Annotated in this window: 12 protein-coding genes and 1 pseudogene; 9 read left to right on the plus strand and 4 right to left on the minus strand. The window is 60.1% G+C overall.

What is annotated here, in order from left to right; translation table 11 throughout:
• From AC1D1P_RS04785 to AC1D1P_RS04795, 3 genes and pseudogenes are all read left to right on the plus strand, one after another.
• Positions 1–67, plus strand: a pseudogene (locus AC1D1P_RS04785) (50S ribosomal protein L29); the annotation flags it as partial.
• Positions 64–333 carry a 30S ribosomal protein S17 gene (gene rpsQ, locus AC1D1P_RS04790; protein ID WP_457281635.1) on the plus strand — a complete coding sequence of 90 codons (270 nt, stop codon included), beginning with the start codon at positions 64–66 and terminating at the stop codon, positions 331–333. The pseudogene AC1D1P_RS04785 and the gene rpsQ, both read left to right, overlap by 4 nt.
• Positions 334–579: 246 nt before the next feature.
• Positions 580–1,086 carry a redoxin family protein gene (locus AC1D1P_RS04795; protein WP_477672244.1) on the plus strand — a complete coding sequence of 169 codons (507 nt, stop codon included), beginning with the start codon at positions 580–582 and terminating at the stop codon, positions 1,084–1,086.
• Between the two features lie 168 nt (positions 1,087–1,254).
• Here the strand turns inward: AC1D1P_RS04795 and AC1D1P_RS04800 are convergent, their stop codons facing one another.
• Both AC1D1P_RS04800 and AC1D1P_RS04805 read right to left on the minus strand, forming a co-directional pair.
• A complete protein-coding gene (locus tag AC1D1P_RS04800; RefSeq protein ID WP_477668895.1) occupies positions 1,255–1,743 on the minus strand; it encodes a GNAT family N-acetyltransferase in 489 nt (162 codons plus the stop codon).
• An 81-nt stretch (positions 1,744–1,824) separates the two neighbouring features.
• Positions 1,825–2,511, minus strand: coding sequence for a cytochrome b/b6 domain-containing protein (locus tag AC1D1P_RS04805; protein ID WP_477672245.1), 687 nt, complete (start codon positions 2,509–2,511; stop codon positions 1,825–1,827).
• Between the two features lie 188 nt (positions 2,512–2,699).
• Here AC1D1P_RS04805 and AC1D1P_RS04810 point away from each other — a divergent pair, with 188 nt between their 5' ends.
• Positions 2,700–3,155: a c-type cytochrome gene (locus AC1D1P_RS04810; RefSeq protein ID WP_477668893.1), complete on the plus strand. Its 456-nt coding sequence runs from the start codon at positions 2,700–2,702 to the stop codon at positions 3,153–3,155.
• Positions 3,156–3,366: 211 nt separating this feature from the next.
• On the opposite strand, the gene AC1D1P_RS04815 is transcribed toward AC1D1P_RS04810, so the two are convergent.
• Complete coding sequence (locus tag AC1D1P_RS04815; RefSeq protein WP_457281630.1) at positions 3,367–3,882, minus strand: TlpA disulfide reductase family protein; 516 nt, start codon at positions 3,880–3,882, stop codon at positions 3,367–3,369.
• Between the two features lie 15 nt (positions 3,883–3,897).
• On the opposite strand from AC1D1P_RS04815, the gene AC1D1P_RS04820 reads away from it, so the two are divergent.
• The 5 genes from AC1D1P_RS04820 to AC1D1P_RS04840 all read left to right on the plus strand — a co-directional run bounded on the left by AC1D1P_RS04820 (position 3,898) and on the right by AC1D1P_RS04840 (position 11,686).
• Positions 3,898–4,611, plus strand: coding sequence for a DUF4197 domain-containing protein (locus AC1D1P_RS04820; protein WP_477672246.1), 714 nt, complete (start codon positions 3,898–3,900; stop codon positions 4,609–4,611).
• Between the two features lie 541 nt (positions 4,612–5,152).
• The gene (locus AC1D1P_RS04825; protein ID WP_477668891.1) at positions 5,153–6,187 is read left to right on the plus strand and encodes a cytochrome-c peroxidase; all 1,035 of its coding nucleotides are present in this window, start codon (positions 5,153–5,155) and stop codon (positions 6,185–6,187) included.
• On the plus strand, positions 6,184–7,992 hold the full coding sequence (locus tag AC1D1P_RS04830) for a DAHL domain-containing protein (RefSeq protein ID WP_477668890.1): 1,809 nt from the start codon (positions 6,184–6,186) through the stop codon (positions 7,990–7,992). The genes AC1D1P_RS04825 and AC1D1P_RS04830 overlap by 4 nt, the downstream gene beginning before the upstream one ends.
• Positions 7,989–9,284: a sensor histidine kinase gene (locus tag AC1D1P_RS04835; protein WP_477672247.1), complete on the plus strand. Its 1,296-nt coding sequence runs from the start codon at positions 7,989–7,991 to the stop codon at positions 9,282–9,284. The genes AC1D1P_RS04830 and AC1D1P_RS04835 overlap by 4 nt, the downstream gene beginning before the upstream one ends.
• Positions 9,281–11,686 (plus strand): response regulator, encoded by a 2,406-nt coding sequence (locus AC1D1P_RS04840; protein ID WP_477672248.1) that lies wholly within the window; start codon positions 9,281–9,283, stop codon positions 11,684–11,686. The genes AC1D1P_RS04835 and AC1D1P_RS04840 overlap by 4 nt, the downstream gene beginning before the upstream one ends.
• Positions 11,687–12,004: 318 nt before the next feature.
• Here the strand turns inward: AC1D1P_RS04840 and phnD are convergent.
• Positions 12,005–12,753, minus strand: a 749-nt coding sequence (gene phnD, locus AC1D1P_RS04845; protein ID WP_477672249.1) for a phosphate/phosphite/phosphonate ABC transporter substrate-binding protein, incomplete at its 5' end; no start/stop codon positions are given.

Here is a 12,753-nt window from a genome sequence, read left to right on the forward strand (position 1 = left end):
TCGCAGCATCGCTCGCGCCAAGACTATCCTGGCCGAAACCATCGTCAAGCAAGGAGCCAAAAAATGACGGAAGCTAAAAAATCCCTCAAGCGCACCTTGATCGGCAAGGTGGTCAGCGACAAGCGCGCCAAGACCGTCACGGTTCTGGTTGAGCGTCGTGTGAAGCACGAGCTGTACGGCAAGATCGTATCGCTGTCCAGCAAGTACCACGCCCATGACGAAAAAGGCGAGTACCACACAGGTGATGTGATCGAGATCACCGAAAGCCGCCCGATCTCCAAGACCAAGAACTGGGTTGTGACCCGTCTGGTTGAAAAGGCTGCGGTCGTTTAAGTCTTGAGTTCAACTTAAGGCTGACTCCGGTCACGCTCAAAAAAATGGCTCACTTCGGTGGGCCGTTTTTGTTTGTGCCTTCTGCGATGCCGCTGGTGTGCCGCCGTCCCTCCGGGCTTTCGAAGTATGACCTTCACGTGCGCGCCGCCTTTTGCACAGTGAGCACACGCTTGCTGCCGCCGCACTACACTTCGGGGTTGATTTCCCCACTTCATTCACAACCCATCCATTCTTGAGGAGCACACCATGATCAAAGTAGGCGACACCCTTCCGGCCACCACGCTGATGGAATTTTCTGAAGTTGAAGGCAATGGCTGCAGCATTGGTCCCAACCCGGTCGACGTGGCCAAGGCCACCGCTGGCAAGACCATTGCGCTGTTCGCACTTCCTGGCGCGTTCACGCCCACCTGTTCGGCCAAGCACGTGCCCGGCTACGTAGAGAAGTTCGCTGAACTGAAGGCCGCAGGTGTTGACGAGATCTGGTGCCTGAGCGTGAACGATGCGTTTGTCATGGGCGCCTGGGCACGCGACCAGAAGACCGGCGACAAGGTGCGCATGCTGGCCGATGGCAGTGCAGAGTTCGCCAAGGCCACGGGCCTGACGCTGGACCTGACGGCGCGCGGCATGGGCCTGCGCAGCAACCGCTACTCCATGCTGGTCAAGGATGGAAAGGTCGCCAGCATGAATGTTGAAGGCCCAGGCAAGTTTGAAGTCAGTGATGCCGCCACGTTGCTGGCGCAGGCCAAAGGCTGATCACGCTGCCCCCCCCCTGGCCCTTACGGGGGTCTGTCAAAGCCGCTGCCTCTTTGTCAGCGGCTTTTTTTTGCTCTGCTGGTGATGGCGGATTGACGTCGGCCAGTTAATTGCTATCAATAACATAGCTGCTTGCGCAAGATCCTATTGGCCTGCTGCATGTTTTTCCTAAAAATCGACCTTGAGATAGTGTGCGCCCGGGATCGGGTTGTGATAGTAGGGCGGTATCTCGGAGAATCCCAGCTCGGCATACAGGGCGCGCGCCGATTCCATGTCGTCCAGCGTGTCCAGCAGCACCGAGGAATAGCCCGCCACGCGCGCCGCGTCCAAAGTCGCCTCCGCCAGCTGCCGGCCCAGACCGAGGCGGCGAAACGGCAGGCGTACATACAGCCGCTTCATTTCCCCGGCATTCGGGTAATCGACCGAGTCCAGTGCCCGCAGCGCGCAACAGCCGGCGACTTCGCCGTCGACCAGGGCCAGCAGCAGCGCACCCTCAGGGTCATCGTACTCACCGGGCAGTTCGGCCAGTTCGGCCTCAAAATTCTGGAAGCACAGGTCAATGCCCAGCTGCTCCGCATACTCGCGAAAAATCAGGCGCGTGGCGGCCAGCTGCGCCGGCGTGTCGGGCGTGATGAACTGGATGGAGGGGCGTTGCACGGATCGGCGGGGAGAAGTCGACAACCAGTTTACCGTGATTTGCAACTGGAGAGCAGGCCCGGGACGCCCCGGCCGGAGGCATCAAAATGCAGGCGCGGCCAGTGTAGACACCCAGTAAGCCACGCCGCCGCAAATCGCCAGGATCAGCGCCGCAGCCAGGCGCGAGACCGTGTCGTCCCGCGATGGCGGGGCCGGCACCACCAGCTCCTTGTCACCATGCAGCATGGCGCCGACCAGGTTGTGCTTGCGGGTCAGGTAATAAACGATGGCCGCGATGTGCAATACCACCAAAGCCAGAAGCACCCACTTGCCAATGTTCTTGTGATAGTTGGTTGCCAGGCCGACGGTGGCGTTGGAGACAAAACGTGTCAGCGGGCCGGCAAAGGCAATTTCATCGTCGCTCAGCAGGCCCGTGCCGACCTGGGCCACCAGAAATCCCAGCATGGCGAACACCGAACCAGCGCCTATCGGGCTGTGGCCCACACCGTGTTCGGGCTTGCCCTGGCCCTTGAGGTAGTTGATGACACTTTGGGGCGCATAGATGAACGCCCCAAAGCGAGACCAGCGCCCACCCACCAGGCCCCAGACAATGCGAAACAGCAGCAGGGCCAGCACGGTATAGCCAAACCGGAAATGCCAGACCATGGCGTTGCCACCGATGGTGCCGGTAATGGCCAGCCCAAGCACACAAGCCACCAGCGCCCAGTGAAAAAATCGCGTGGGAAAATCCCAGACGCGCACCTTGTGAAGATTTTTATTGGTGTACATGCTCACTCCTCGTTTTGTGATTGTTGTATGCAACGGTGCTCTTGATACGGCCTCGCTGCCACTTGGTGCTTTCCCGTAGCGCATAAGTTCCTGCGGAACTTATCTGGTCTGGCTAAACTCAGCCCTATGGCAACAGGCAAAGTGTGTTGCCATTGCCCCATCTTAAGAAAAAACCTACGAGGAAACCCATGAAAGCTTTTGCCTGTATCGCCGCAGCCGCCACTTTAATGGCCATGGCTGCTCCGGCCTCCGCGCAGTTTGCCAAACCCGAAGACGCCATCAAATATCGCCAAAGCGCGTTGTTTGTCATGGGCCAGCATTTCGGTCGTGTCGGCGCCATGGCCAACGGCCGTGTCCCCTTCGACGCCAAAGTCGCTGCGGAAAACGCCGAGATCGTGGCCGACATGGCCAAGCTCCCGTGGGCTGGCTTTGGGCCTGGCACCGACAAAGGCGGCAATACCAAGGCCAAGCCTGAAATCTGGGCTGAACAAGCCAAGTTCAAGGAAGGCCACGAAAAGCTGGTCGCAGAGACCGCCAAGCTGGCCGCCGCAGCCAAGACCGGCAACCTTGACAACCTGAAGACCGCCTTTACGGCTACGGCCGGCAGTTGCAAGGCTTGCCACGACGCGTTTCGGGCTCAGTAGCCCTCTGTTGAAGCTCACTTCGTGTAGCTTCCTCTCCCCCTCAGGGGGACAGGCGCCTTGCGCCCGGCGAAGCCAGACCCGCGGCCCCTGCTGGCTAAATCGTGGACATGGGTGCTGCTATTAAATTCATAGCTGGTTGCGCCCGTCCCATATGGTCAAAAGGCCTGTTTCATTGCTGAAACAGGCCTTTTTTTCGGGCGGGGAACGCTTATCAGGTCTCTTTGAGAAGTTTTTCGATCAGCTGGTGCAGCGCCGCAAAGTCGGGCTCACCCACGTACTGCTTGACGATCTCGCCGCGCTTGTTGACCAAGTAGGTGGTGGGTGTGAGCTGGACATCGCCCCATGCTTTGGCCACTGCGCCTGTGTTGTCGATCGCCACCTTGAAGGGCAGCTGGCGCGTTTGCGTGTAATTGACGACATAGCTGGGTGGGTCGTAGCTCATGGCCACGGCCAGCGTGTCGTAGCCTTGGGATTGGTATTTGTTGTAGGTCGAGATGACCTTCGGCATTTCTGCCACGCAGGTCACACAGCTCGTGGCCCAGAAATTGACCAGGGTGACCTTGCCTTTGAGGTCGGCGGTGGTTTTTTTGCTGCCGTCCAGCAACACAAAGGTCGACTCCGGCGCGGCCTCGGCGCCGCCACATCCCGGCAGGCAGGCAAGGGCCGCCACAGCCAAAATACCGGCCAGTGCCGTGCGGCATACTGTCAGGCGGGATGTCAATTTCATTGGAAGGACCTCATCATGCAACGTCGCWATTTTAACCAGGCCGGCGTCAGCGCGTTGGGCGCACTGATATTGGCCGCTTACCACCAGGCCCACGCACTCTCGCTCGGGGACCTGTCCGGCATCAGCAATGCCGACGCCAGCGCCGGCCTGAAAACAGCCCTTGAAAAGGGCGCTGTCGCCGCCGTCGCCCTGCTGGGCAAGACAGATGGATTCCTCGGCAACCCAAAAGTTCGCATTCCCTTGCCCGGATATCTCGAAGATGCGTCGAAATTGCTGAAAAACTTCGGCCAGGGCAAGCGGATCGATGAACTGGTGACGTCCATCAACCGGGCCGCTGAAGCTGCCGTGCCCATGGGAAAGGACCTGCTGGTCAATGCGGTACGCACCATGAATGTGAATGACGCCAAGAACATCCTGACGGGTGGCGAAACCTCGGTGACCACTTTCTTTGCCGAGAAGACCCGCACCCCGCTGGGCGTGAAGTTTCTGCCCGTGGTGACCAAAGCCACCGAAAAAGTCGGCCTGGCCAACAAGTACAACGAATTCGCCGGCAGGGCCGCCGGCTTTGGCCTGGTCAAGAAAGAAGACGCCAACATCCAGCAGTACGTGACCGGCAAATCGCTGGACGGCCTGTACCTGATCATCGGCGAGGAAGAAAAGAAGATCCGGCAAGACCCGGTAGGCACGGGCAGCGCCATCCTCAAGAAGGTCTTCGGATCCATGAAATAACGGGTTTTCTGAAATATTGCATCGGAAATTGGCTTCCAGCCTATATAGGGCGGGCGCAAGCAGCTATTAAAAAATGAGCGACATCAAGGGCGGAGCAGCGGGATCTGGTTCAGGAGCAGAGACGGCGTCTTCATGGGTCGGGCGGCCCCGAAAAAACGCATTTACTTACATGCGGCTGGTAAATATGACCACGCGGGAAATGCCTTAACAGCCCCGCCGATAAACGTGCTCTGATCAGGTTGCAGCGAACGGTCTGGAGCGGCTGCAGATACCGCGGATTACCGACGGTATGTGAAGAATGCCGCTCAAGCCGCCAAGCTGGGTTATGCAGGCTTCGTCCCGTGGCTGGGGGGCAACGGATGGACGCCGGCATGAAGCGCCGCCACGTCAGCAAATCCGGACATTGCCGAAACATGGATTTATCATCAAGACGGACAGCCACCGCTTCTCAGCGGGTGGCAACCTTGCGGTTCACGCTTCGGGGTTGCGTCCGGTTCGGATTCGCGCTTCGCACTCCCGCACGAAACCCACGAGGTGAGCCATGAACGAGCACCCCGATCCATGCCCCAGGGGCGCCAGCCGAGCCCCTTTTGCCGCCACGGTTTCGGTGGTTGCAGGATTGGGTGAGCGGCTAAAGTTGCTGCTGGCTCTGCTGACGTTCGCCTCTCATGCCGCCTTCGCGGCCCCCTTGCTCAATGAGCCCATCCAGCCAATCCCCCTCACGCTGAAGCAGGACCCGGCCCGTGCCGAAATCGGGCGGCAGCTATTTCACGATCCACGCCTGTCCGGAAACGGGCGCGTGTCTTGTTTCAGCTGCCATGATTTGAGCAAGGGCGGCGGTGACGGCCGTGACCGCTCCGTCGGRCTTAACGGTGGACTGACCGGTGTCAATGCCCCGACGGTGTTCAATGCGGCGCTCAATTTCAGGCAATTCTGGAACGGCCGCGCCGAATCGCTGGAGTCCCAGGTAGACCATGTCATGCTGAACCCGATCGAGATGGGGGCGAAGTGGGAAGATGTGGTTCGCAAGATAGCGGACGACGCGAAATACAAAAGTGCGTTTGGTGCGGCCTACAAAGACGGCGTGACCAAAGCCAATATCCAGAACGCCATCGCGACATTCGAACGGACGCTGATCACACCCAACTCACGCTTCGACAAATATTTGCGTGGTGACGCCAACGCCATTACCGACGCGGAGAAGGTCGGCTACGCCAAGTTCAAGCAGTACGGGTGCGTCGCCTGCCACCAGGGCGTCAACGTGGGCGGCAACATGTTCCAGAAATTCGGCGTCATGGGCGACTACTTCGCAAAGCGTGGCAACCCGACGGAGGCCGATCTTGGCCGGTACCTCGTCACGAAGGTGGAAAGCGACAAGCACGTCTTCAAGGTACCGAGCCTGCGCAACATCGCGCTGACGGCGCCGTATTTTCACGATGCCTCGGCCAAGACACTGGAAGATGCCGTCGATGTCATGTTCAGGTACCAGCTCGGACGCGTTGCCTCCAGGGAAGACAAGGAATCCATCGTCAAGTTCCTCAATACGCTCACCGGCGAACGGGACTTCAAACCGTGAAAAAAAAGAATCAACTTGCCCTGGCGCCTATGGCGGCGGTCACCGCCGTGCTGCTGTTCATCCTGGTGTTCCTGTATAGCAAAACCCAAAGCTTCGACGAGTCGCACTACTTTGAGGATATGGCCGTGCTGCGTCACCTGAAGCAGCTGGACGCGCAATGGGAGCTGGATGTGCTGAAGTCCAGGATCGGGATCAACACGCACTACGATGCGCTGGCCGATAACCAGGGCGAGATGGCCCGGCTCATGGAACAACTCGAGTCGGGTACCGACGCCCACAAGCACGATGCATCCGGGCAGGTGGACAAGCTCGCGTCGCTGGAACGCGCCGTGCAGGACAAAGCCGTCCTGATCGAGCAATTCAAGTCGCACAACTCCGTGCTGCGAAACTCGCTGGCCTTTCTTCCCACCGCAGCGGAAGATGTCCAGCAGTCGCTCGGGCCCGGCCGCGGTACCACAGAGCTGGCGCTCCGGCAGATTTCGTCTGACGTCAGCAGGCTGCTGCTCGCGAGCATGCTGTACAGCCAGAGCCCGACCGACGAAAAGGGTGCCGAGATAGAAGAGGAACTGGGCCGGCTTGACGGCAAGCTGCGCCATACTCCGCCGGGCATTTCCGACAGGCTGGGGATCTTCCGCGCGCATGTCCAGACCATCCTGCGCGAACAAAAAACAGTCAATGAACTTCTCGCGGGTATTTCTTCGGCACCGACCGCCAAATTGCTCGATGCGGCCAACGATGCATCAACGATCGAGCAGCAGCGCGCGGGGGTGGAGGGCGAGCGCTACGGCCGCTACCTGCTGATTTTCTCTGCGGTGCTGGTGGCCCTGCTGCTGTATGCAGCCCTTCACGTGTTGCGCAGCCATGCCGTGATCCGGCGCGTCAACACGGAACTCCAGGCGGCCAATGAGCACCTTGAACAGCGCGTGCAGGAACGGACACAGGAGCTGCGCCAGGCGCAAAGCGAGCTGATGACCGCGGCGCGCCAGGCGGGCATGGCAGAGATCGCCACCAATGTGCTGCACAACGTGGGCAACATCCTCAACAGCGTCAACGTCTCGGCCGACCTCATCGGCAGCACCTTGCACAAATCAAGGGTGCAGGGGCTTTCCCGGGGCGTGCAGCTGATGAACGAGCACGCCGCGGACCTTGCCCACTTTCTGGTTCACGACGAGAAAGGCAAGATACTGCCCGGCTATTTGAATGGGATCTCCCAGACCCTGGTGCAGGAGCAGCAGGGCATGCTCAAGGAGCTGGAACTCCTCACCAGAAGCATCGACCACATCAAGGACGTCGTTGCCACCCAGCAATCGTACGCAGGCGGGAGCAGCATTGTTGAACCGGTGCAGATCTGTGACCTGGTGGAGGACGCCCTGCGAATGAACGGTGTCTCACTGGCGCGCCACGGGGTCACTGTGGTGAAGGAGTTCGCGCAGGTGCCAGAAGCGCTGCTGGACCGTTCCCGGGTGCTGCAGATTCTCGTGAACCTGATCAGCAACGCCAAAAATGCCATGGCGGGTATGTCGGCCGCATCGCACCAGATCACATTGCGGGTGGAGCCTGTTGGCGAGTCGACCTTGCGGGTCTCTGTCATGGATAAGGGAGAGGGGATACCGGCGGAAAACCTCACGCGGATTTTCTCGCACGGATTTACGACGCGCAAAACAGGCCACGGCTTTGGTTTGCACAGTTGCGCGCTGGCGGTCAGCCAGATGGGCGGGACACTTTCCGCTCACAGCGACGGGCCGGGTCTGGGGGCCACCTTCACACTGGAGCTGCCAATGGATATCGCGCAGACCAAATCATGACGCAGCTACAGAACCAGCGCATCCTGCTGATCGACGACATGCTGTCGATCCATGAGGACTTTCGCAAAATCCTCGCGGCGAAACCGGTGGCGCRTGATCTGGACGTTGCCGAAACCGAGTTGTTTGGTGAGGTCACGCAGATTTCCTACGGTGATTTTGAACTGGACTCCGCTTATCAGGGCGCCGAAGGTGTGGCCAAGGTGGAGGAATCCATCCGGGCCGGGCGGCCCTATGCCATGGCTTTTGTGGACATGCGCATGCCGCCGGGCTGGGACGGGGTGGAGACCATCGAGCGGCTTTGGCGTGTTGATCCGCATGTGCAGATCGTGATCTGCACAGCCTACTCCGACCACCCTTGGGAAAATGTGCTGGCGCGGCTGGACGTGCAGGACCGCCTGCTGGTGCTCAAAAAGCCATTCGACATGATCGAAGTCAGCCAGCTCGCGAGAACACTGACCGCCAAATGGGAGCTGGCGCGGCGCGCGGCAGCACAGGTGAGCAGCCTGGAAGATACCGTGCAGGATCTCAGGGCAACCGAAGCGGCTTTGCGCCAGTCCAACAAGGAACTCGAAGCCTTCTCGTATTCGCTCGCGCATGACTTGCGCTCTCCCCTGAACTCGATTGACGGCTTCAGCCATTTGCTGCAAAAGRCCGTCAGCGGTGATGCGGCGGAACGCGCGAGGCATTACCTGAGCCGGATACGCGAGGGAGTCAGGCAAATGGGTGAGCTCACGGATGGCCTTCTGCTGCTGGCCCAGGTGTCCCGTACCAACCTGAAGATCGAGACAGTCGACCTCACGGCAATAGCCGAGCGCGTGCGCGGTGACTGCCAGAAACGCAATACCGCGCGGGATGTGAAAGTCCACATAACGCCCAACCTTGTCGCTGTGGGTGACTCCGCGTTGCTGTGCCAGGTAATGGAAAACCTTATTTCCAATGCATGGAAGTTCACCGTCCATGCCACTGCCCCCGAGATCTGGGTTGGGGCGCAGCACCCCGACAACGAAAGTACAGTTTATTTTGTCCGTGATAACGGCGTCGGGTTTGACATGACGTACGCGGACAAATTGTTCGGGACCTTCCAGCGCCTGCATTCACCGGGTGAGTTTGCAGGGATGGGAATCGGGCTGGCAAGCGCTCACCGGATCATTTCCCGTCACGGCGGTCGTATCTGGGCCGAAGGGGTGGTGGGGCAAGGTGCCACATTTTTCTTCACCATACCATCGCCTGTGCGGCAACACTCGCCCGATGAAAGCCCGGCTGATGCGAAAAAACACAGGAGCCAGCCATGACTCAACTGCAGAACCGGCGCATTTTGCTGATCGACGACATGCCGTCCATCCACGAAGACTTCCGGAAAATTCTTGCGTCCAGGCCGGTTGCGCATGACCTGGACGATGCCGAAGCCCTGTTGTTTGGCGACGCCGCACCGGTGTCCGATGATGGCTTTGAGCTGGACTCGGCCTACCAGGGACGTGAGGGTCTGGACAAGGTCGAGGCATCCGTTCGGGCCGGGCGGCCTTATGCCATGGCCTTTGTGGACATGCGCATGCCGCCGGGCTGGGATGGTGTGGAGACCATCGAACGGCTCTGGCGCGTTGATCCAAAGGTACAGATCGTCATCTGCACCGCCTACTCCGACCACGCCTGGGAAGATGTGTTCGCGCGGCTGGAGGCCCGGGATCGCCTCCTGATTCTGAAAAAACCGTTTGATCCGGTTGAAGTCAGCCAGCTGGCAAGAATGCTGACCACCAAATGGGAGCTGGCGCAGCAGGCGGCAGCGCAGGTGAGCGGCCTGGAGGAGGCCGTGCAGGAGCGCACCCGCGCCTTGCATGACAGCGAATCACAACTGCGCCAGATCACGGACAGCGTGCCCGCCTTGATTGCCTATATCGACGCCGAACAGCGCTTTCAGTTCCATAACCTTGCCTACGAAGAAGTTCTTGGCCTGAAGCACGGCCAGATCCACGGCAAGACCATGCGTGAGCTGATGGGCGACGAGCTCCACGAAAAAGAGCGGGGCAAGATTGAAGAGGCGCTCGCTGGTTACGCGGCGCAATACGACCGCACGCAGGCCACGTCGGATGGCCAGCTGCGCGACTACGTCATGCAGTACTTTCCACGTTACGGCGAAAACGAGGACGAAGGCAAGGTTGTCGGCTTCTTCTCGCTGGGCACCGATGTGACCGAACTCAAGCGCATTGACCGCATGAAGAGTGAGTTTGTCTCTACCGTCAGTCATGAGTTGCGCACCCCGCTGACCTCCATTCGCGGCTCACTGGGCCTGATCGCCGGCGGCGTGGCCGGTGAGCTGCCGGCCATGGCCAAAAACCTGGTCGGCATCGCTACCAACAATTGCGAACGGCTCATCAGGTTGATCAACGACATTCTTGACAGCGAAAAAATCGAATCCGGAAAAATGCGGTTTGACTTCCAGCAGATGGAACTGCAACCTTTGCTGACGCAAGCCCTGACGGCCAACGAAGGCTTCGCAGGCCAGCACAACGTCAAGCTGGTTCTGGATGCCCCGGCAGAAGCGGTAAGGGTCAGCGTCGACAGCGACAGGCTGACCCAGGTCATTACCAACCTGTTGTCCAACGCCGTGAAATTCGCGCCGGCCCAGTCCCGTGTGGAAGTCCGGCTGCTGTGCAAGAGCGGCAGGGTCCGGGTGGAAGTCGCCGACAGCGGCCCCGGCATTCCCGAAGAGTTCCGAAAGCGCATCTTTCAGAAATTCTCGCAAGCCGACACATCGGACACCCGAAAAATGGGTGGTACGGGCCTGGGCCTGAACATCTCGCGTGCCATCGTGGAGCGGATGGGCGGCCAAATCGGGTTCACGACGGAAACCGGCGTCGGAACTGTTTTCTTCTTTGAGCTGCCCGAGGCGGTGCCGGCGCCGATTCAGACCAGCATCAGGTCCGGCGCAGCGACCAGGCCGCTCATCCTGGTCTGCGAAGACGATCCCGACATTGCCCGCCTGATCAACCTGATGCTTGATAAAGGCGGCTTTGACTCGGACATGGTGCACAGCGCAGGGCAGGCGCTGGAGCAAGTCATGCTGATGCCCTACGCTGCCATGACGGTCGACCTGAACCTGCCCGACCAGGACGGCATCAGCCTGATCCGGGCACTGCGCCGCGAAGAGGCGACGAAAGACCTGCCGATCGTGGTGGTTTCAGCAAATGCTGAAGAAGGCGAGCTCGAGTTCAATACCCAGCCGCTGGCGGTTTCAACATGGCTGGAAAAACCCATCGACGAGAACCTCCTGATCCTCAGTTTGCACCGTGCCATCGGTAACATGGCCGAAGGCCGGCCGCGCATTCTGCATGTCGAGGACGACCTCGACATACAGCGCATTGCCGCCGCCATTGCCCAGGACTTTGCCACCTTCGAATTTGCCGCCACGCTGCGCGAGGCACGCGACCAGCTTGCGCGCCGCCGCTACGACCTGGTGCTGCTCGACCTGACGTTGAAAGACGGCTCGGGCTGGGGGCTGCTGGACACCATTGAAGCACTGGACATCGTGCCGCCAGTGGTCGTGTTTTCTGCGCACGATGTGGAGCCGAAGCAAAGCCAGCGCGCAGAAGCGGTACTAGTGAAGGCACACACTTCCAACGAGCAGTTGATCCGCACCCTGCAGCGGGTGCTCGATGAAAGCCTGTGGGGGACGGTTCACCCACCTCTAAGCGCCTGAAATAGATCCACCCCCGTCCAGGCTCACTGGCGTGTAGYCTGTTCCCCCCTCGAGGGGGCGGCGCCTGGGGCCGGCRAAGCCGGACCCTCGGCCCCCRCTGGTGRAATACCYCYGTTAGTTACGCCATTGRACTCTTCAMGCCAGCGGRTGCMGYGGAACCGGCTTTGCCGGGCCGCAGGCACCGTCCCCTGCAAGGGGAAAAGGGCTACACGCAGTGAGCCCGATAGGGGTGCACCAATTTTTCGGCTTTGCCAGACCGCAGGCGGGCGGCCCCCTCGGGGGGCAGGGAGCTACACGAAGTGAGCGACCGTGGGGGCCTTACTTCTTTTGACTGGCGCGGTAGACCTGCATCACCGTCGCGAAATCGCGATCAAAGTTGATGGGCAGGAATGTGTCGTTGCCGGGCAGCTGCTTTTTCAGTGTGGGCGAGAAGCTGTAGCTGAACGAGCATTTCTTCACGCGTGCCTGCAGTTCGGGCGAAACGTCCTTGCTCATGGTCCAGGTTTCCGTCATGAAGGGCGGGCTTTCCCAGATCGTGCGAATGCTCGAGCCCTTGACGTCACCCTTGACGACCATGCGCTGGTACAAATCGCTGGCCACAGCTGCGGCCGGATAAAAACCATGCATCACGCCCGTGACGGAGCGCTCGTGGCCGTTGGAGAACACGACTTCGTAGTCCTTGTCCGGCGTCAGGCCCAGCGCCGGGAACAGCGCGCGCGGCGCGAGGTTGCCCGAGTTGGAGGTGGRTGTGGTGTGCGCGATTTTCTTGCCAATCAGGTCCTTCGGTTCCCTGTACGGGCTGTCGATGCGGGTGATCAGAATCAGTTTGTAGGAGTTGCGCAGGCCCGTGGCCTTGTTGCCCGGAACGCCAAACGGCGCCGGCTGGCCGGCGGTGACCAACTGCGCAGCCAGGCCGGGGTTGACCTGTGCCAGCTGGACCTTGCCGGCCGAGATACCTTCAATCAGCTCTTTTTCACCGAGGATGTCGATGTTGCTGGTCTTGTCCATCGATTCGCCTTGCGCGTTTTGCAGGTCGATGTTTCCGCAGCGTGACAGGTGGCTGAAGT

Source organism: Polaromonas sp. P1_E1_2 (genome assembly GCF_056406035.1).

What these genes read in the sequence shown, in the direction of transcription:
- AC1D1P_RS04840 (WP_477672248.1), top strand. Translation starts at nt 9,281, where the DNA reads ATGACTCAACTGCAGAACCGGCGCATTTTGCTGATCGACGACATGCCG.
- AC1D1P_RS04805 (WP_477672245.1), bottom strand. Translation starts at nt 2,511, where the DNA reads ATGTACACCAATAAAAATCTTCACAAGGTGCGCGTCTGGGATTTTCCC.
- AC1D1P_RS04810 (WP_477668893.1), top strand. Translation starts at nt 2,700, where the DNA reads ATGAAAGCTTTTGCCTGTATCGCCGCAGCCGCCACTTTAATGGCCATG.
- rpsQ (WP_457281635.1), top strand. Translation starts at nt 64, where the DNA reads ATGACGGAAGCTAAAAAATCCCTCAAGCGCACCTTGATCGGCAAGGTG.
- AC1D1P_RS04795 (WP_477672244.1), top strand. Translation starts at nt 580, where the DNA reads ATGATCAAAGTAGGCGACACCCTTCCGGCCACCACGCTGATGGAATTT.
- AC1D1P_RS04815 (WP_457281630.1), bottom strand. Translation starts at nt 3,882, where the DNA reads ATGAAATTGACATCCCGCCTGACAGTATGCCGCACGGCACTGGCCGGT.